15 protein-coding genes, 4 tRNA genes and 1 pseudogene are annotated in these 19,269 nt (G+C 61.5%); 11 read left to right on the plus strand and 9 right to left on the minus strand.

Annotated features, from left to right (window positions below; genetic code table 11):
* Nucleotides 1–97: 97 nt before the first annotated feature.
* Together QRN10_RS20355 and QRN10_RS20360 are read left to right on the plus strand one after the other, a co-directional pair.
* A complete protein-coding gene (locus tag QRN10_RS20355) occupies nt 98–916 on the plus strand; it encodes a DUF4892 domain-containing protein (RefSeq protein WP_181079951.1) in 819 nt (272 codons plus the stop codon).
* A 75-nt stretch (nt 917–991) separates the two neighbouring features.
* Nucleotides 992–2,053, plus strand: coding sequence for an AI-2E family transporter (locus QRN10_RS20360; RefSeq protein WP_285428994.1), 1,062 nt, complete (start codon nt 992–994; stop codon nt 2,051–2,053).
* Here QRN10_RS20360 and QRN10_RS20365 read toward each other — a convergent pair.
* Together QRN10_RS20365 and QRN10_RS20370 are read right to left on the minus strand one after the other, a co-directional pair.
* Nucleotides 2,050–3,084 carry a sensor histidine kinase gene (locus QRN10_RS20365; RefSeq protein WP_285428995.1) on the minus strand — a complete coding sequence of 345 codons (1,035 nt, stop codon included), beginning with the start codon at nt 3,082–3,084 and terminating at the stop codon, nt 2,050–2,052. The two genes, QRN10_RS20360 and QRN10_RS20365, sit on opposite strands and share 4 nt — an antisense overlap.
* Nucleotides 3,084–3,848, minus strand: a complete 765-nt coding sequence (locus QRN10_RS20370) for a response regulator (protein ID WP_094066275.1) — start codon at nt 3,846–3,848, stop codon at nt 3,084–3,086. Before QRN10_RS20370 ends, QRN10_RS20365 begins: the two co-directional genes overlap by 1 nt.
* A gap of 259 nt (nt 3,849–4,107) precedes the next feature.
* Here QRN10_RS20370 and pyrF point away from each other — a divergent pair, with 259 nt between their 5' ends.
* Nucleotides 4,108–4,806, plus strand: coding sequence for an orotidine-5'-phosphate decarboxylase (pyrF, locus tag QRN10_RS20375; protein ID WP_181079947.1), 699 nt, complete (start codon nt 4,108–4,110; stop codon nt 4,804–4,806).
* 80 nt (nt 4,807–4,886) lie between these two features.
* On the opposite strand, the gene QRN10_RS20380 is transcribed toward pyrF, so the two are convergent.
* Complete coding sequence (locus QRN10_RS20380; RefSeq protein ID WP_285428997.1) at nt 4,887–5,891, minus strand: NADP-dependent oxidoreductase; 1,005 nt, start codon at nt 5,889–5,891, stop codon at nt 4,887–4,889.
* Nucleotides 5,892–6,120: 229 nt separating this feature from the next.
* Between QRN10_RS20380 and QRN10_RS20385 the strand changes: the two genes are divergently transcribed.
* The 4 genes and pseudogenes from QRN10_RS20385 (at nt 6,121) to QRN10_RS25390 (ending at nt 10,578) form a co-directional block, all read left to right on the plus strand.
* Nucleotides 6,121–6,882 (plus strand): SDR family oxidoreductase, encoded by a 762-nt coding sequence (locus tag QRN10_RS20385; RefSeq protein WP_181079945.1) that lies wholly within the window; start codon nt 6,121–6,123, stop codon nt 6,880–6,882.
* Nucleotides 6,883–7,083: 201 nt separating this feature from the next.
* The gene (locus tag QRN10_RS20390) at nt 7,084–8,496 is read left to right on the plus strand and encodes an aminotransferase-like domain-containing protein (RefSeq protein ID WP_253511644.1); all 1,413 of its coding nucleotides are present in this window, start codon (nt 7,084–7,086) and stop codon (nt 8,494–8,496) included.
* Between the two features lie 996 nt (nt 8,497–9,492).
* Nucleotides 9,493–9,669, plus strand: a pseudogene (locus QRN10_RS25385) (HAMP domain-containing protein); the annotation flags it as partial.
* A 204-nt stretch (nt 9,670–9,873) separates the two neighbouring features.
* Entirely contained in the window at nt 9,874–10,578 is a 705-nt protein-coding gene (locus tag QRN10_RS25390) for a methyl-accepting chemotaxis protein (RefSeq protein ID WP_370694767.1), read from the plus strand.
* Nucleotides 10,579–10,612: 34 nt separating this feature from the next.
* Here QRN10_RS25390 and QRN10_RS20400 read toward each other — a convergent pair whose 3' ends face one another.
* The gene (locus tag QRN10_RS20400) at nt 10,613–11,425 is read right to left on the minus strand and encodes an alpha/beta fold hydrolase (RefSeq protein ID WP_285428999.1); all 813 of its coding nucleotides are present in this window, start codon (nt 11,423–11,425) and stop codon (nt 10,613–10,615) included.
* Between the two features lie 117 nt (nt 11,426–11,542).
* Complete coding sequence (locus tag QRN10_RS20405) at nt 11,543–12,313, minus strand: hypothetical protein (RefSeq protein ID WP_181079941.1); 771 nt, start codon at nt 12,311–12,313, stop codon at nt 11,543–11,545.
* 370 nt (nt 12,314–12,683) lie between these two features.
* On the opposite strand from QRN10_RS20405, the gene QRN10_RS20410 reads away from it, so the two are divergent.
* The 4 genes from QRN10_RS20410 to QRN10_RS20425 all read left to right on the plus strand — a co-directional run bounded on the left by QRN10_RS20410 (nt 12,684) and on the right by QRN10_RS20425 (nt 13,096).
* Nucleotides 12,684–12,759 (plus strand) — tRNA-Glu (locus QRN10_RS20410).
* Nucleotides 12,760–12,761: 2 nt separating this feature from the next.
* Nucleotides 12,762–12,837: transfer RNA gene (locus tag QRN10_RS20415), tRNA-Gly, on the plus strand.
* A 104-nt stretch (nt 12,838–12,941) separates the two neighbouring features.
* Nucleotides 12,942–13,017: transfer RNA gene (locus tag QRN10_RS20420), tRNA-Glu, on the plus strand.
* A gap of 3 nt (nt 13,018–13,020) precedes the next feature.
* Nucleotides 13,021–13,096: transfer RNA gene (locus QRN10_RS20425), tRNA-Gly, on the plus strand.
* Nucleotides 13,097–13,197: 101 nt separating this feature from the next.
* On the opposite strand, the gene QRN10_RS20430 is transcribed toward QRN10_RS20425, so the two are convergent.
* The 4 genes from QRN10_RS20430 to QRN10_RS20445 all read right to left on the minus strand — a co-directional run bounded on the left by QRN10_RS20430 (nt 13,198) and on the right by QRN10_RS20445 (nt 19,249).
* A complete protein-coding gene (locus QRN10_RS20430) occupies nt 13,198–14,937 on the minus strand; it encodes a dipeptidase (RefSeq protein ID WP_285429000.1) in 1,740 nt (579 codons plus the stop codon).
* Nucleotides 14,938–15,032: 95 nt separating this feature from the next.
* Nucleotides 15,033–16,250 (minus strand): phospholipase D-like domain-containing protein, encoded by a 1,218-nt coding sequence (locus QRN10_RS20435; RefSeq protein WP_285429001.1) that lies wholly within the window; start codon nt 16,248–16,250, stop codon nt 15,033–15,035.
* 54 nt (nt 16,251–16,304) lie between these two features.
* Nucleotides 16,305–16,952 (minus strand): MotA/TolQ/ExbB proton channel family protein, encoded by a 648-nt coding sequence (locus tag QRN10_RS20440; protein WP_181079938.1) that lies wholly within the window; start codon nt 16,950–16,952, stop codon nt 16,305–16,307.
* Between the two features lie 17 nt (nt 16,953–16,969).
* Complete coding sequence (locus QRN10_RS20445) at nt 16,970–19,249, minus strand: TonB-dependent receptor (protein WP_253511696.1); 2,280 nt, start codon at nt 19,247–19,249, stop codon at nt 16,970–16,972.
* Nucleotides 19,250–19,269 lie beyond the last annotated feature (20 nt).

Here is a 19,269-nt window from a genome sequence, read left to right on the forward strand (position 1 = left end):
CCGAGGCTGGGCGGATTGAAAGGGAGTCAACCATGCGCAATTTCAACACCGAGCTTAAAACCGCGGCAATCTTCAATGGCCAGGGCTTACCTGTCCGATGAGCCTGCGTAACGACTGCATCCGTCTGCTGGGGTTGTGCGCGTTCAGCCCACTGGTGTTCGCCGCCGACGTACCGGGCAGCCAGGACTTGCCCGCCGTGGCCCGCCAGGTCGACGCGCAGATCGTCGATTATCGCCCCGCTGAAGAAAAGGAACGCATCTATCCCCTGGGCGCCATCCGCAAGATCAGCGGCCAGCTGCGTTACGAAGGCCAGGCCATCGCGCGGGGCCGGGCCACTGCCATTACCTATGAATTGCCTCCCGAACACTCCTCCAGTGCGGCCTTCACCGCCACGCGCGAGGCGTTGCAGGCCCAGGGCGCGCAGTTGCTGTTCTGGTGCCAGGCCCGTGACTGCGGTGAAAGCAGCCTATGGGCCAATGAGATCTTCGGCAACGCCAAGCTGGTGGGGGCCGACAGCCAGCAGGAGTACCTGCTGCTGCGCCTGGCCGAGCCACAGGCCAATTCACTGGTGGCCCTGTATGGCATCACCCGTGGTAATCGCCGCGCGTACCTGCATGTGGAGCAACTGGACGCCGGCAACCCGTTGGGCAACCTGCTGCCCACGTCGGCCACCCTGCTGCGCGAGCTGAAAAGCACCGGCGAGCTGGACTTCCCCGCATTGAGCGATGAGCCGGACGATACCTGGCTGACCCTTATTTCCCGTGGCTTGAACCTCGACACCACCCTACGCGTGAGCCTGAGCGGACCGAACGCCGAAGCCTGGCGCCAGGCGCTGGTCGACAAGGGCGTGCGCGCTGCGCGCATGGAGAGCGGCAGCAGTGAAACCAAAGGTCTGCATGTGCATCTGATACGCTGACCGGTACCGGGCGAACGGACCCGCGCCGTTCGCCTAAGCTTTCTTCCTACAGCCTCCTTTTTTCAGAGATACCCCATGCTCAATAACGATCGCCTGCTGGTGCAAATCCTGCTGCTGGTGCTATTTGGTGCCAGCTTCTGGGTGATGGCGCCGTTCTGGTCGGCGCTGTTCTGGGGCGCGGTGCTGGCGTTCGCCAGTTGGCCTTTGATGGTGTTGTTGACGCGCTGGCTGGGCGGTCGTGAGTCGCTGGCCGCCGCCATTCTGACCTTGGGTTGGATGCTGCTGGTGGCAGTGCCGCTGGTGTGGCTGGGGTTCAATCTGGCGGACCATGTGCGCGATGCCGTGGCGTTGATCAAGGATATCCAGGTCGATGGCTTGCCCGAGGCGCCGACATGGCTGGGTTCGATCCCTTTGGTGGGTGAGCGGCTGGTGGCGATGTGGGACAGCATCGACCAGCAGGGCGTGGCGCTGATGGTCAGCCTCAAGCCGTACCTGGGACAGGTCGGCAACTGGCTGCTGGCACGCAGTGCGCAGATCGGCGGCGGGATTCTGGAGCTGACCTTGAGCCTGGTCTTCGTGTTCTTTTTCTACCGCGACGGGCCGCGCCTGGCGATGTTCGTCCACCGTTTGCTGGAGCGCCTGATCGGTGATCGCGCCGGCTACTACATCGAATTGGTGGCCGGCACGGTGCAGCGTGTGGTCAATGGTGTGATCGGCACCGCTGCCGCCCAGGCGGTGCTCGCGCTTATCGGCTTCCTGATCGCGGGCGTGCCGGGCGCGCTGGTGCTGGGCATCGTGACCTTCCTGCTCAGCCTGATTCCCATGGGCCCGCCGTTGGTATGGATTCCGGCCACGGCCTGGCTGGCGTGGAAGGGCGATTACACCTACGCGGTATTCCTCGGCGTGTGGGGCACGTTCGTCATCAGCGGCGTGGACAACGTGCTCAAGCCTTACCTGATCAGCCGTGGTGGAAACCTGCCGTTGGTGATCGTGCTGCTGGGCGTGTTCGGCGGCTTGATCGCCTTTGGTTTTATCGGCCTGTTCATCGGCCCGACCCTGCTCGCCGTGGCCTACAGCCTGTTGATGGACTGGAGCGCGACCCAGGCACAGGGTCGTCGGGACGACAAGGCGCTTTAAGCCCTGGGCAACCGCATCACTGCGGTCAAGCCGCCGCCGGGTGTTTCCTCCAGGCTCAAGCGGCCGCCCAGGCGTTCCACGGCCTGCTTGGCAATCGTCATGCCCAGGCCGACGCCGCCGGAGTTGCGGTTGCGTGAGCCTTCCAGGCGAAAGAACGGTTCGAACACCGCTTCGCGTTTGTCCGTGGCGATTCCGGGGCCGTGGTCGATGACGCGGATGACCAGCGCTTCACGGCTGTCCTGCAGGTCCACAAGCGCCGTTCCTGCGTAGCGCAGGGCGTTATCGATCAAGTTGTTAAGGCAGGAGCGCAAGGCCATCGGTTGCACTTGAAGCGGCGCGCAGGTGCCGGCAAATTGCACGTCGCAGCCCTGGTCTTGGGCGTTTTCGCTGATCGATTCCACCAGCGCCTGCACGTCCAGCCAGTGCCGGGTTTCGCTGGTGCGTTGTTCGTGCAGATAACTCAAGGTCGCATCAAGCATACCGATCATGTCGTCCAGGTCCTGGCGCATCTGGCCCTGGAGCCGGGTGTCTTCAATCTGCTCCAGGCGCAGCTTGAGGCGAGACAACGGCGTGCGCAGGTCATGGGAAACGGCCCCGAGCATGCGCGCGCGTTGGCTGACCTGCTCGCGGATACGCCGCTGCATCAGGTTGAAGGTCGACGCGGCTTGTTGTGCTTCCAGCGGGCCGGACTCGTTGAGCGGCGGGCTGTCGAGGTCCAGGCTCAAGCGTTCGGCGGCTTCACTCAGGCGCTGGATCGGCCGACTGAGCAGCTTGGCGCCGTACCAGGCGGCGACGATCAGCGAGATGAATTGAAACGTCAGCGGCACCACCGGGCCGCCGAACCAGGAGCGTTTATGCCTGGGCAGCGGTTTCATCGTGCCGTCCGGCTGCTCTACAAAAGTCTCTTCGGGCGGCGGCGGGGGCGGGCCATAGTGGTGGAACCAAAAGAACCCCAGCACGTGGGCCAGCACAATGGCCACCAGCAACACGCCGAACAGCCGACCAAACAGCGTATTGAAGGGGCCGCGCATCAGCCGATGTCCCGCGCGTCGAACAGGTAGCCTTCGCCCCGCACGGTCTTGATCAACTGCGGCGCCTTGGGGTCATCCCCGAGTTTCTGCCGCAGGCGCGAGACCAGCAGGTCGATGCTGCGATCGAATGCCTCTATGGACCGCCCGCGCGCGGCATCCAGCAGTTGTTCACGGCTCAGTACCCGGCGCGGACGCTCGATGAATACCCAAAGCAGGCGGAATTCGGCGTTGGACAGCGGCACCACCAACCCGTCGTCGGCCACCAGCTGGCGCAGCACGCTGTTCAGGCGCCAGGTGTCAAAGCGAATATTGGCACGCTGCTCACTGCGGTCGTCGCGCACGCGGCGCAGAATGGTCTGGATGCGCGCCACCAGCTCGCGCGGCTCGAAGGGCTTGGACATGTAGTCGTCGGCTCCCAATTCCAGCCCGATGATGCGGTCCGTGGGTTCGCAGCGCGCGGTCAGCATCAGAATCGGAATATCCGACTCTGCCCGCAGCCAGCGGCACAGCGACAGGCCATCCTCGCCCGGCAGCATCAGATCGAGCACCACCACGTCAAAGGTTTCGGCGTGCATGGCCTGGCGCATCTCGGCACCGTCGTTGACGCCGGTGGCCAGAATACTGAAGCGCGCCAGGTAATCGATCAGCAGTTCACGAATCGGCACATCGTCGTCGACCACCAGCGCGCGGGTGGTCCAGCGCTTGTCATCGGCGCTCGCCGGACCTTTTTGCTCGTCGTTCACAGGGGCGCAAGGGGTTTGCATAATGCGGTCATCTGCCAGGTGGTTGCGGTCAGCATAGGCGCCCAGCCCCATGGCTGGTAGTGCAGGTCGCAGGGTCGTGCGAGCGAGGCTAGCGGCGGGGCGTGTTGGGGGCGTGTCTTGAATGTATCGACTTTGAAATATATGCCCCGAATGCCCGTCAGAGCACGCTTGGTCAGTATTTACCGATCATCGGATCCCGCAATGGCGTCGCTTGCGCTACAATCCGCGCCGATTTCGACTTGCCTGAGAGCCTATTCCAATGTCCGCCTGCCAGACTCCTATCATCGTCGCCCTGGATTACCCCACCCGTGACGCCGCACTGAAGCTGGCTGACCAGTTGGACCCAAAGCTTTGCCGGGTCAAGGTCGGCAAGGAATTGTTCACCAGTTGCGCTGCGGAAATCGTCGGCACCCTGCGTGACAAAGGCTTCGAGGTGTTCCTGGACCTGAAATTCCACGATATCCCCAACACTACCGCCATGGCGGTCAAGGCTGCGGCTGAAATGGGCGTGTGGATGGTCAACGTGCATTGCTCCGGCGGCCTGCGCATGATGAGCGCGTGCCGTGAAGTGCTGGAACAGCGCAGCGGCCCCAAACCGCTGCTGATCGGTGTGACCGTGCTGACCAGCATGGAGCGCGAGGACCTGGCCGCAATCGGCCTGGACATCGAGCCTCAGGAGCAGGTGTTGCGCCTGGCGGCCCTGGCGCAGAAAGCCGGCCTCGACGGCCTGGTGTGCTCGGCGCTGGAGGCCCAGGCGTTGAAGGCCGCGCACCCGTCCCTGCAACTGGTTACCCCCGGCATCCGCCCGGCGGGCAGCGCCCAGGACGACCAGCGCCGCATCCTGACCCCGCGTCAGGCACTGGACGCCGGTTCCGACTACCTGGTGATCGGCCGTCCGATCAGCCAGGCGGCGGATCCGGCCAAGGCGCTGGCGGCAGTGGTTGCCGAGATCGCCTGATCACGCCGAGCGCGAGTCACTGACGAGAACGCCTGCATCCTGAACCAACGGGATGCAGGCGTTTTTTTTGGCCAGTGCGCTTAGACCTTCAGCACCAACTTGCCGAAGTTATCACCGTTGAACAGCTTCATCAGTGTTTCCGGGAACGTCTCCAGCCCCTCGACGATATCTTCCTTGCTCTTGAGCTTGCCCTGCGCCATCCAGGCGGCCATTTCCTGCCCGGCGGCGGCGAAGTGCGCGGCGTGATCCATCACCACAAAGCCTTCCATTCGCGCGCGGTTGACCAACAGTGACAAGTAGTTGGCCGGGCCTTTGACCGCTTCCTTGTTGTTGTACTGGCTGATTGCGCCGCAGATCACCACGCGAGCCTTCAACGCCAGGCGGCTGAGCACCGCGTCGAGAATATCGCCGCCGACGTTATCGAAATACACATCCACGCCCTTGGGGCACTCGCGCTTGAGGGCGGCGGGTACGTCTTCGTGTTTGTAGTCGATGGCCGCATCGAAACCCAGCTCATTCACCAGGAAAGCGCACTTGTCGGCGCCACCGGCGATGCCCACCACCCGGCAGCCTTTGAGCTTGGCGATCTGGCCGGCGATGCTGCCCACGGCACCGGCGGCCCCGGAGATCACCACGGTCTCGCCGGCCTTTGGCGCGCCGGTCTCCAGCAGGGCGAAGTAGGCGGTCATGCCGGTCATGCCCAGGGCGGACAGGTAGCGCGGCAACGGCGCCACTGTCGGGTCGACCTTATAAAAACCACGCGGCTCGCCGAGGAAGTAATCCTGCACACCCAGGGCACCGTTTACGTAATCGCCGACGGCAAATTTCGGATGGTTCGACGCAATCACTTTGCCTACGCCCAGTGCGCGCATCACTTCGCCGATGCCGACCGGGGGGATGTAGGACTTGCCTTCATTCATCCAGCCGCGCATGGCCGGGTCGAGGGACAGGTATTCGTTATGCACCAGCACTTGGCCGTCCTGGGGCGTGCCCACCGGGACTTCCTGATAAGTGAAGGTATCCCGCGTGGCGGCGCCGACCGGGCGTTTGGCAAGCAGGAACTGGCGGTTGGTCTGGGCGGTCATGGCAGGGACTCTTTGGAAAGGAAGCCTCAGTGATAGACCTTGAATGGCCGGTGGGCAAGCGCAGCGAAGTGTGCGAATGCTCCTCGATAGGCTGCATTGATGGTGGATACACAGGCTTTATCACTGCGGTTCATACAGCGCCAACCGGCCTTTTGATAGTGCTGACGCAGGCTGCGCAACCTTGGCTAGACTCGAGCCACGCTTAAATCCTCCAGAAGGACACCCCTGCATGAGCATGACGTTTTCCGGCCAGGTCGCCTTGGTCACCGGCGCCGCCGCGGGTATCGGCCGCGCCACCGCCCTGGCGTTCGCCGCCGAAGGTTTGAAAGTCGTGGTGGCCGACCTGGACGTGGTGGGCGGCGAGGAGACCGTCTCGCTGATCCGCCAGGCCGGTGGCGAAGCATTGTTCGTGCGCTGCAACGTGACCGTGGAAGCCGAGGTGCAGCAGTTGATGGCGCAGACGCTGGCGGCCTATGGGCGTCTGGACTACGCGTTCAATAACGCCGGTATCGAAATCGAAAAGGGCAAGCTCGCCGACGGCAGCCTGGAGGAGTTCGACGCCATCATGGGCGTTAACGTCAAAGGCGTATGGCTGTGCATGAAGCACCAGTTGCCGCTGCTGTTGGCCCAGGGTGGCGGTGCCATCGTCAACACCGCGTCGGTGGCGGGCTTGGGGGCGGCACCGAAGATGAGCATTTATGCCGCGTCTAAACATGCGGTGATCGGCCTGACCAAGTCGGCTGCCATCGAGTACGCGAAGAAGAAAATCCGCGTGAATGCCGTTTGCCCGGCGGTGATCGATACCGATATGTTCCGACGCGCCTATGAGGCCGACCCGCGCAAGGCCGATTATGCTGCAGCAATGCACCCGGTGGGGCGTATCGGCAAGGTCGAGGAAATCGCCAGCGCGGTGCTCTACTTGTGCAGCGATGGGGCGGCATTCACCACCGGCCAAGCATTGGCGGTGGACGGAGGCGCGACCGCCATCTAAGACCGCATGCCGCGCACGGTTCGAAAACGTCTGGGGCGCTGTGGGGCTTTTCCAGAGCTGGCACAACGCCGTGTGCGAATGTGTATCACAAGGTAAATTATCCAATAAAATCAATACTTTAATAAATCTTAGCGGCCGGCCATCACCTGCTTCTGTGCTTAACTCGTTGAGTTGAAAACAAACAGTTGAAGTGAGTGGCTCATGGATTTAGGGATCGATCGACAAGCCCTTGTACCGGTGGTGCAGCAAATCGTCACGGCCGTGGCTCAATGGATTCGTAACAACCAGGTCAGCCCCGGGACACGCTTGCCGTCCGTTCGGCAGTTGGCCCTGGATAACCTGCTCAGCCAGTCCAATGTGATCGAAGCCTTCGAGCGCATGGTCGCTCAAGGCGTGCTGGCGCATCGGCAAGGCGCGGGATTCGTGGTGGCACAACCACCGGTCACCACTGAATGCCAATGGTATGAAGGCGCCGAGCTGACGTGGGGCGCGTTTGCCGACAACCCGTTGGGTGAATTGAAGCTGGGCTGCGGTTGGCTGCCGGATGCCTGGCATGAAAGCGATGACATCAGCTACGCGATTCGTGAAGTGACCCGCACCGACACCGCCGGCCTGTTCAACTACAGCACGCCCCTGGGCCTGCCTGCGCTGCGTGAGCAATTGCTCAGGCGCCTGACCCGGATTCACATCGCCACTCGCGTCGATTGCATCCTGACCACTGCCGGCGCCAGCCATGCCCAGGACCTGCTGATACGCGTGCTGCTCAAGGCCGGTGACAGTGTCGTGGTGGAAACGCCCGGGTACGGCAACCTCTACCGACAACTGGCCTTCCACGGCGTGCAACTGCTCGAAGTTCCGCGCACCCCAGGCGGGCCGGATATCGCGGCGCTAGAAGCCCTATTGCAGCATCACCGGCCCAAGTGCCTGTTCGTCCACAGCCTGTATCACAACCCCACCGGCTCCAGCCTGTGCCGTGCGGTGGCCGAGCGCTTACTGGAACTGGCCCGCCGCGAGAACTTTCTGATCATTGAAGAGGACGTCTTCGGCGACTTGCAGCACCCCAGCTGCACGCGACTGGCGGCCTTGCCCCACGAGGGGCGGGTGATTTACGTCGCGAGTTTTTCCAAGACCTTGAGCAGCGCCTTGCGCGTGGGCTACCTGTGCGCGAGTGCGACGCTTGTCACCCAACTGGCCAGCCTCAAGACCTTGACGGGCTTGGGCACTTCGCGGTTTGCCGAAGCGGTGGTGGGCACTCTGCTGGCCAATGGCACGTACCGCAAATGGGTGCAGCGCCTGCGCAAGCGTCTGAGCATGGAGATGGCCGCCACACTGCAGGTGCTCGAAGACGAAGAGTGGGAGGTGTTCGCGGTGCCCGCCGGCGGCATGTTCCTGTGGGCGCGGCCCGGTGCGGCGGACCACTCGCGGCTGCAGGCGTGCGCGCGTCGGCTCGGCGTGTTGCTCTCGCCTGGGGCACTGTTCAACCCCACGGGTGAATACAGTGAGTGGCTGCGCATCAATGTAGCCTATGCTGCTGATCAGCGGGCGCTGGCGTTGCTGCGCGCCATGGGGCCCGCCAGATCGACCTCGACGGTTCTGAAAACGACGGGTTTGTAGCTTTTTGCCATTATTGCGGCGTCAGTGACTTGTGTTCAGGCCTCAGTCGTTGCGACTCTCGCTTCCAGTCAACCGGGCTTGATGGCATCTGCCATTGCAAGAGGATCACGTGCAATGATTTCGGGCGTGCAACGACGTTTCGCCAACCTGGGCATGGCGAAAAAGCTAGGCTTGGGTTTCATCCTGGTACTGCTGCTGACGGCGGTGGTGGCGGCCATTGGCGTGTGGTCGCTGCAAACCGTCGGGCAACGTTTCGAGGGGCTGAAGGCTATGTCTTCGCTCAACAGCGGTTTGCTCAAGGTGCGCTTGATCGAACAGGACTACGCCTTGCATGCCGACCCCAAAGCGGTCGACGCGTTGCATGAGGCCGTGGATGCGCTGGCCGCTCAGGCAACCAGCCTTAAAGCTCAATCCGCCGCCAACGTGCCGGCCATGACCGATGTCGAGCAGGCGCTGGCGGCGTATCGCAAGGCGTTTGACGAATTTGTCGAGCTGACCCAGGCCAAGGACCTGGCGCTGGAAATGGCGAGTTGGTCGGTGTCCAGCGTCGCCAATAACCTGGATGTGCTGCAGGCCGGCCTGGCCGATGACGGCGCTTATGGGCTCAAGGAAAGCCAGGGCAAGGAGGGCGCCGAATTCATCGAGCAGGCGGGGCAGGTCAGCCAGGTGTCGCGCCTGATGCTGCAAGCCATGAACGAAGCCCATGTGCGCCTGGACCAGAGTCGTAAAGTCGACGAAGACAACACCGAGCAAGGCAAGATCGAGCAGGCCGATCAGGCACTGGCCCAGGCCGAGCAATTGAAGGCTTCGGTCAAGGACCCGGGTTACCAGACCGTACTCGGCGAAGTCTCGGGGCATATCGCCGCCTTCACTGAAAAACTTGGCGAGTACACCGGCCTGCTGGCTCAGGAAAAGACGGTCTACAAGCAACTGCATGATCGTGCGGAGCAAGTGGTCAGTCGGGTCGACCAGGCCTATGGTGCCGAGGACGTGTCGATGCAGGCGCAGTTGAAGAAAAGCGCGCTGCTGATCATCGGCTCGTCGGCCTTGGCGTTGCTGGTGGGGTTGGTGGCCGCCTGGGTGATTACCCGCTTGATCGTGGCGCCTCTGCGCAGCGCGATCGCGGTGGCACAGCGCATCGCCGACGGCGATTTGAGCGGTCGAATGGAGGTCGACCGCCGCGATGAAATCGGCCAACTGATGCAGGCCATGCAACAGATGAGCAGTGGGTTGAGCCACATGGTCAGTGGGCTGCAGGCTGGTATCGAACAATTGGCCAGCTCCGCGCATTCGTTGTCCAGCGTTACCGAACAGACCAACGTCGAGGTCAGCAGCCAGAAGGAAGAGACCGAGCAGGTTGCCACGGCGATGAACCAGATGACCGCTACCGTGCATGATGTGGCACGCAACGCCGAAGAGGCAGCGCAGGCTGCCCAGACCGCTGATGAAAAAGTCGACAGTGGACAGCAGGTGGTGCGCCAGAGTTTGCAGCGCATCGAATTACTGGCCACCTCCAGCACCGGGGCCAGCGCCAGCATCGAAAGCCTGAGTGCAGAGATCCAGCACATCGGCACAGTGTTGAGTGTGATCAAAAGTGTGGCCGAGCAGACCAACCTGCTGGCGTTGAACGCCGCCATCGAGGCCGCGCGCGCGGGCGAACAGGGCCGGGGGTTCGCGGTGGTGGCCGACGAAGTACGGGCGCTGGCCAAGCGTACACAGCAATCGACGGAAGAGATCGAGCGGCTGGTCAGCACCTTGCGCAGCGCCGCGCAGGCATCGGTGCAGCAGATTCAACACAGTGGCGAGTTGGTGAAGCTGGCGGTCAGCGATGCGTTGGAAACCGAAAGCGCCCTGGGCAGCATCGCGGTGGCGGTGTCGCTGATCCAGCAGATGAACCAGCAGATCGCCGCCGCCGCCGAGCAGCAGAGCTCGGTGGCCGAAGAGATCAACCGCAGTGTCACCAGCATTCGTGCGAGTGCCGATCAATCGGCGTTGAGCATGCAGGGTAACGCCGCGTCGAGCATCCAGTTGGCGCGGTTGGGCGCCGAACTCAAGGGGATGGTCGGGCACTTTCGGCTTTGATCGCGGCCACGGCCACGATCAAAGCCAAGGGCACTCAGGCGTGGTTGGCGAGGAAGGTCAGCAGCGCTTCGTTGACGAACTCCGGGTTTTCCCGCGAAGAGATATGCCCGGCGTGCGGAATCAGGATCACGCTGCAACCGATCAGATCGGCCATTTCTTCAGACTCCGCCGGGGGGCGCGGCGTGTCCTGCTCACCACACATGACCAGCGTGGTGTCACTGTCCAGCTGCGGTAACTGGCTGAGAATATCCTCGCGACTGAAGATCGCTCGACCCAGCGGCACGATGCTGTCCAGCAGGCGCTCCCTGGGAAACGTTTGCAGCGACTCGCGAAAATTGCGGTACAGCGCTGATTCGCGATCGATACCCGGACGGAAGAAGATCGGTGCGATTACATCCAGCAACGGCTCGGGAATGGCGCCGGCTTCTTCGATCATCTTGAACAACGAGAAATAGTATTGGCGCGTGGCCTCGGGCTCGGCGCCCAGGTAGGTGTCCATCAGCACCAGGCTGTTGACGCGCTCAGGGGCCAGCAATGCCAGGCGCGCGCCCCACATGCCGCCGACCGACAGGCCCGCCAGGTTGACGCGTGGGATGTCCAGGTGGTCCAGCAGTGCCAAGCCCTGGCGCGCGAGGTCGTCGAGGGAATGGGTTTGAGAGGGCAATGGCCCGGAATCGCCATGGCCCCATAGCTCGGGCACGATCACGCGGTACTGTTGCGACAGGGCTTCGATCTGCGGCGCCCACATGTCGAGGCTCCACAGGTAACTGGACCCCAGCAGGACGACGGGCCCCGAGCCCTGGTCGAGATAATGCAGCGCTTGTCCATCAATCACGGCAACAGGCATAGCAGGCCTCTAACTTCGTGGAGTGAGGGGCACTTTTTTACGCGAGTCAGGGGTGCAGGGATAGATGCAAAGTGATGGCATCTGGCGAACAGGCGTTCGCCAGGCGGGGAGGGGACATCAGTCGTAGATGACTTTCTTTTTCCACTCGGCATCGGCGTCGACCACTTTCAAGCCTTCGGTCAATTCATTGACCTCGTCTTCGGCGGGCTTGCTATTGGTCAGCACGGTGGAGTTGGCGCGGGCCAGCTGCGATTCCAGCATCTGCAGCTGTGCGCTGTAGAACGCCGGTTCCGGCTGCTTGCGCAAGTACTGCACGCCACGCTCGAAGGCCAGGCGCGCCTGGCCCGGCTGGCCTTGCTGCAGGGCATGCTGGCCGAGGTTATTGAAGAATTCGATGTGCAGCAGCACCAGAATGTGGCGGATTTCCCTGATCCAGTGCTTGGCTTCACTGGCCGGCAGGTAGCCGTCCTGAGCGGCGCGAGTGACCTGGCCGTGCAGGGCCTCGAGCAGGAAGCGGACATCCTTGGCCTTGGCTTCGGTCTGGATCGGCGCGGGTGGGTTATTGACTGGAATGGATTCGCCCTGGGCTACCAGTGCACTCAACTCGGCGATGCGTGCCTTGAGCGCTGCATTGGTTTTGTTGAGGTTCAACAAGCGCTGGTTGACGTTGAGTTCCAGGCGGGTGAGCAGCAGTTTGAGCGCCGGATTCATCAGCTGGCCAGGGAACGTCTCAGTGATCTCACCGCAACGACGCAGACGATCATTGAGTTCGATCTCGACGCGCTTCTTTTCCAGCTTGTTGTTTTCCACCACGTGGTTCATATAGCCAATGGCGATCAGTATTGCGATCCCGGCTATTACCAGCAGGGTGATCATGAGTGGTGTCACCGGTGTGACCTCTTTATAGGGTTTACAGTGGAGTGTAGTGACTGGACCTTGCGGCGGATAGGTCTTATCGACCAGTTGTCGCCTCGTTCCCTGGATGAGTGCTTCCTATATAGATGGATGCTCGCCGCATGGATGCACATTGCCATCATTTGTTCAGGTGAACTATAGCGTTTTGTCGAACGCCAGAATATAGGCGTCAAGGCACGGACGCGCCAAATCCCCTCGCGGGGCGCTAAAGGGGGGCGAAGTCATTGATTTAAATAAATTTATGCTTGGGGGTTGACGACCTTTCAATCCATCCATAGAATGCGCGCCACTTACAGCGTAAAGCACACAGCGACACGCGGTAGGGAGTGAATGTTGTACGTGTGTCCCCTTCGTCTAGTGGCCTAGGACACCGCCCTTTCACGGCGGTAACAGGGGTTCGAGTCCCCTAGGGGACGCCAATGCGGGAATAGCTCAGTTGGTAGAGCACGACCTTGCCAAGGTCGGGGTCGCGAGTTCGAGTCTCGTTTCCCGCTCCAATTTTTAAGCAGTGTTGCCCTCGGGTGGCACTGAGTGAAACCAGGACCCATCTTCGGATGCGGCCTCTGGGCACTGGAACACACACCATGTGTTTCAGTAGCGTGTCCCCTTCGTCTAGTGGCCTAGGACACCGCCCTTTCACGGCGGTAACAGGGGTTCGAGTCCCCTAGGGGACGCCATTTGCGGGAATAGCTCAGTTGGTAGAGCACGACCTTGCCAAGGTCGGGGTCGCGAGTTCGAGTCTCGTTTCCCGCTCCATATTCAACAAAAACGCCGATCAGCGATGATCGGCGTTTTTGTGTGCGCTTGATTTTTACTCAGTCTGAAAAGCCCGCCAATACACGGCGGGCTTTTTGCTGTCAGAGCTTAGGCAATTGTCCGACGCGGCCCATCATTTCGGTCACGATCTGCAAGTCCAGCAAGAACTGATCGACCGTCTTGAATTCGTTGTCGGTGTGCCCTGTGTATTTAACTTCCGGACGCGCCAGGCCGAATTGCACGCCGTTGGGCAACTCATGCACCGAGGTCGCACCGGCCGACGTGCCGAATTTGTGCTCCATGCCCAGGTTTTCAGTGGCGACCGCCAGCAGCGCTTTCACCCATTCGCCTTCCGGGTTGCGGTACATCGGCTCGGCAATCGAATAAGTGAAATCCACCGCGACGTTACTGGTCTTGTCCCAGGCGCTCAGTTTGTCGGCGATTTGTTTTTTCAGCGTTTCTGGTGACTTGCCCTTCGGCACGCGCAGGTTCACCGCCAGTTTGAAGGCTTTTTCATCCTGGCCGACAAACGTCAGCGAAGTAGTCAAAGGACCCATAAAGTCGTCTGCGAAGCCGACGCCCAACTTGCCGCCCAAGTAATCCAGGCCCCAATTGTCGGACGCATAGTGCGCAGCATCGGTGATGTGGTTGTGCTTGAGGGCAATCTTGCCGTCGACGCTGTGGATCAGCTCCAGCATGCGCGCCACCGGGTTGACGCCCGACTCCGGCTCGGACGAGTGCGCCGACACGCCGGTGATGGTCAGTTTCACATCCTTGCCCTCGACCTTGGCGGCCACCTCGAAGTCGCCGCCGTTGCGCTTGGCATACTCCGCGCCGGCTTTCTGCAGGCTCGCCGCCAGTTCGGCAGGCTGGTCGGTGACCAGCGTGGCAACCGACGCCGACGGAATCTGGTTGGTGGCCATGCCGCCGGTCATCGCGATGATTTCCGCGCCGTTGCCTTCGCCTTTGCGACGCGGGAAAGACGCCATGACCGTGCCGTAGCCTTTCTCGGCAATCACCACCGGGTAACCGCCATCCAGCGCCAGGTTGTACTGCGGGGTCGGGTTGTGTTCGAAGTAATACGGGATGGCGTCGCCGGAGGTCTCCTCGGTGGTGTCCACCAACAGTTTAAAGTGGCGTGCCAGCGGCAGCTTCTCTTCCTTGATCACCTTCATGGCATACATCGCCACCACAATCCCGTTCTTATCATCCTCGGTGCCGCGGCCATACATGCGGTCGCCGATCAGCGTGACTTTGAACGGGTCGAGCTTGGTGCCATCTTTGAGCACCCAATTTTCCGGAGTCACCGGCACCACGTCGGCGTGGGCATGGATGCCGACTACTTCATCGCCGCTGCCTTCCAAAGAAATTTCGTATACGCGGTTGTCGACGTTACGGAAATTCAGATTGAAGGCTTTGGCCAGGGCCTGGATCTTATCGGCGATTTTGAGGAATTCCGGGTTCTTGTACTGCGGCACACCGTCGACGTTGAACGTTGGGATTTCCACCAGCTCGCGCAGCGTCTCCAGAGCGGCCTTGCCGTATTTGACCCTGGTGTAAATACCCAGCAAACGGTTGATTTCGTTCTGCTGGTCGGCACTCAGGGTTTTGTTGGAGAGAAAGGCGTTGATTGCCGGGCCTACATCGGCGGTTTTACCCACATCGCCCTTGGCCAGGGTGGCGAGGAAACTGCGGAAATCGCTGGCCGGCGTTTCGCCGAATTGCTTGAGTATCGCCGTGCTTTGCTCAGCGGTGATGTTCGCGAAAGCGGGTGTGGTAACGGCCGTAAGGCTGGCCGCGAACAGACTGGCAGCCACGATTTGCTTGAGTGGAAAGTGCATGGAAAGTCGCATTCCTTTGCAGGTAGTGAGTAGGAAGTTTCTGATCAATGTGTCAGAAACATTTCCACACACTACCACCACTCAGGTGCTGCCGGTCAATGCTGGCCAGGATGCGGCTCGGGGTATTCATCGGTAGCGTTGAGGGCTCTGGCATAGGGTCCGTCCCACAATTGCCGGTGCAAATCCCCTACGCGGCTGGCCATCGCTTCGTTGCGCATCACCACCTCCAGGTTGCGCGAATTATCCAGATAGCCGCCCAGCCAATTGCTGGTGCCCACCCACGCGACCTGCCCATCGATCTCCAGGGTCTTGCTGTGGATCACCCGTGCATAGGGGATAAATCCTTCTTTGGCCTGGGGCAGTGTGACGATTTTGACCTGCACATTGGGCAGCACTGCCAGGCTTTTCAGATAGGGCAGTTCCAGCGCGTCGGTGTTCCAGTCGGACACCATCAGCTTGATCGCCACGCCACGCGCTGCGGCGGCGCGCAGGGCGTTGTCGATGACTGCGTAATAGGGGCGCGTGTTGTCCGGCCCGTAGGACAGCGGTGCGTAGTCGAGCAATTGCACGCGTATCTCTTTTTTCGCCTCCGCCAGCAGACGCGGCAGTTCCAGTTGGGAGTCACCCACTCCGGGCGGGTTGTAACGTTGCGGGCTGGCAACCAGGTAGTTACCCGTACGCGCCGGCAGCTGGCCGGTCGCCGGCAGGGGCACCGTCCGGTGTTCGGCCAGTGCCTGCTGGGCTTGCCAATCCTGTTCGAAAATCGCCTGTACCTGGCCCACCACCGTGGCATCGCTGATGCGCAAGCCCGTTTCATGGATATGTTCCAGGGAGCGCCAGTCGAAATTCTGGCTGCCGACAAACGCTTGTTGACCGTCCACGATCATGTACTTGGCGTGGATGATGCCGCCACTCACTTGCGCGTAAGGCAGTACGCGGAACGTCAGGTTGGGGATGGCGCGCAAGCGCTGCAGTGTGGCGGCGTCCGACAAACGCAGGCCCTTTTCTTCCAGCAGAAAACGTATTTTCACACCGCGTTTGCCGGCTGCTTCCAGGCGTTCGATCACGCGATCCATCACGGAGCCCGGATGATCGGCGGCATAGAACTGGCCGATATCGATGCGGCTCCTGGCACCGTCGAACAGTTCGATCCACACCGGCCCGGGCTCGCGCAGATCGTCGGTGCCCAGGGTGGTGTCCACCGGCACGGTGTGCACCAGTTCGAAGCCCGGAATCGAAAAGTCCGCCTGGGCCAGCGGACTGATCAGTACGCCGGCCAGGCCCATGATGCGCAATTTTAAGAAAACAGACATTCAGGACCTCTGTGGCAAAAGAACGGCGGGCGCATCAAGCGCCCGCCGGGAACCTCAGGCCGTGCGGGTGTGCAACGGCGCCGTTACCAGGTGCGGTGCTTCGTTCTGCACGCGGGCGCCGGTGGCGGCGCGGATCAACAGGATTTTCAGTTGGTCGTTGATGCGTTCCAGGCTGTCCTGGAAGAAGTTGTGGAACACCACGCAGAACAGCGCAATGGCGATCCCCAAACCTGTCGCGAACAGGGCCGTGCCGATGCCGCCGGAAATCTGCCCCGGGTCCGACACACCCGCCGTGGCCAACGCCTTGAAGGTGTCGATGATACCGAGGATGGTACCCAGCAACCCCAGCAGCGGCGCGGCGGTGGTGATGGTTTCGATAATCCACAGGCTGCGGGCCAGGGGCGCGCGGGTGCTTAAATATTGGGTTTCGATCACATCGTCCAGGTCTTTGCGCGAGCCGTGGGAGGCTTTTTGCGCCAGCACCGGCAGCACCATGTTCAGGGGCAGGCTAGGGCGACGGGTCAACGCCTGGGGCAGGTCGCGTTCGCTGTGCACTTGAGCGCCCAGCACTTGGTTCAACGCGCGCGCCTGGCGCCGCACATAGGCGAAGTAGATGCCGCGTTCGATGGTGATGAAGATGGCTATCGCCATCGCGGCGTACATCACATAGAAGGTGATGTCGTGGAGCAGATTCATGTCCATGTTCGCTTACCTCGCAATTAGAAATTGGCTTCCAGGGAGACCGTCACGGTGCGTTCCAGGCCCACGATGTAGGCCGGGTCTCCGTCACGGAAACCGCTGTAGCTGGCGGCGTTGGTCTTGGTGGTGTAGACGCCGTCCAGGTACTTCTTGTCGAACAGGTTGTCGACGTTCAGGCGCAGGGTTGCGTCCTTCACCACTTTCTTGTCCACCGGCAGGTAGATGCCGGCACCGGCGTTGAACACGGTACGGCCGGAGATGGCTTCGTCGTTGGTCAGGTCGCCGTAGAGCTTGCTGGTGTATTTGCCGCCGAAGGTGCCGTAGTAGCGGCCATCGTCATAACCAATGTTGGCCGCCAGCATGTTCTTCGGCACGTTGGCGAACTGCTTGCCGCTGGTGGGCAGCAGGATGGCTGTGCCGGCGTTATAGACGGTGAGATCGTCCTGTTGCTCGGCCTTGGTGTAGGTGTAGGAGGTGTAGTAGTTGAAGTGGTTCGGCAGCAGGCCGCTCCATTCCAGTTCCAGGCCACTGTTGTTGACGGAGCCGGCGTTGATGTCGGCGAAGTCGCCGTTGATGTCCTTGGACGAGACCTGGCGATCCTTGAACTGCATATAAAACAGCGTGGCGGCCACGGTCATGTCTTCATCGGTGTAGCGCCAGCCCAATTCGTGGTTCCAGCTGGTTTCCGGCTTGGCGTCGATCGAACCGGCGCCTTTGTCATACAGCACGTAGTTCTGCGGAATGCGCATGTTGCGCGAGAGGCTGTAGAACAGCTGGTCACGCTCATCCCACTGGTATTTGAGGCCGGCGTTGGGCAGCAGTTTGTTATACGTCTGGCTGCGTTTTTCCGCCTGCTCGGTAAGGCTGCCGTGGTTGGTGCCGTCACGCTTGACGTTCATGTAGGCCAGGCCGGCCACCAGGGTCCAGTCCGGGTTGATGTACCAAGTGTCCTGGGCCCAGACCTTCTGCGCCGGGGTCACGGTGAATCGGTCGCGACCCTGCACGGTGTTGCCGTTGGCATCCACCACGGCGTCGCCGTCCGGCCAGGTGTCGCTGGGTTTGCCGCTGTTTTTCAGGGCAATGAACGGCTGGGTCTGGCTCTGGCGTGCGCGCTCGTACCAGTAACCGAATTGCAGGCTGTGTTCTTCCAGGTCCCAGTTCAGTTTGGTGGTGATGCCCGGACGCCAGGTCTGCGTACGCGAAGGGCGGTAGTAGACGCCGGTGGTGGACGAACCGTCGGCGTTGTACTGGGCGGCGGTAGGTAAGTTGCTCAGGTCGAACACACCGCCCACGTTGGAGCCGCGGTTGAGTGCATAACTGGATGAGCCGACGCCGCTGCCGTTGCCCCAGTAGTAGTACGGGATCACCGACAGGGCGAGGTTGTCGGCCAGTTTGAATTGGGTGTTGAGCACGCCGGTAAAGGTCTGGAATGGGTTCTGCGCCAGCGCGTAATAGCTGTTGACCTTGCCATTGCTGCCCACGGCCGGCGTGGCGGGGTAGGGGTCGAACTTGCGACCGTTCTGCTGGAACTGGCTCTTGGTCAACTGGCTGTAACTGTTGTTGTCCTGCTCGTGGTACTTGAGGATCAGGTTGGCGGTGTTGCCTTCGCCGGCGTCGAAAAAGCTGTTCCACTCCACCTTGTCCGCGCGCACGGCGCCGGAGCCACGCCACATGTCGCCCTCGGTATGCGAGGCCGACAGCCAGTTGCTCAGGCCGTTGACTTCGCCGGTGTTCAGTCGCGCGAAAGTCTTGCGGGTGGCGTTGCTGCCGATGATCTGTTTGACGAACGCGCCGGTTTCCTTGGACGGGCGAATGGTCACGATGCCGATATTACCGCCGCTGGAACCGATGTGCGGACCGTCCGCTTCCGCCGATCCCTGGGTGACGAAGATCTGCTCGATGTTTTCCGGATCGCCCAGCAGGTTGGAATACAGCGCGTAGTTGCCTGAGTCGTTGATCGGCATGCCGTCCACCGACATGCCCACCTGGTCGGAGTTGAGCCCGCGCATGGTGAAGCGAAAGCCCGACAGACCGGTGGCGTCTTCGCTGGAGATGTTCAGGCCCGGGGTGTATTTGAGCTTGTCCACGGCGTTACCGGTGGCGGTCTGTTTATCCAGCGCTTCCTTGGTCACCGTGGAGCGGCCCTTGATGCTTTCTTCCTGCACCATATAGCCGCCGCCCGCCGTGGCCTTGCCTTGCACGCCGATGGTACCGACGTCGCTGTCGCGGGTGTCTGCCATGACCATGCCATGTCCCATGCTTGCGGCAACGAGTGCCAGATGAATCCGTGTGAACCTCATCAGTGTCGTCCTGGTGTCGG

This window comes from Pseudomonas sp. lyk4-R2A-8 (assembly GCF_030209095.1).
Classification (GTDB): Bacteria; Pseudomonadota; Gammaproteobacteria; order Pseudomonadales; family Pseudomonadaceae; genus Aquipseudomonas; species Aquipseudomonas quebecensis.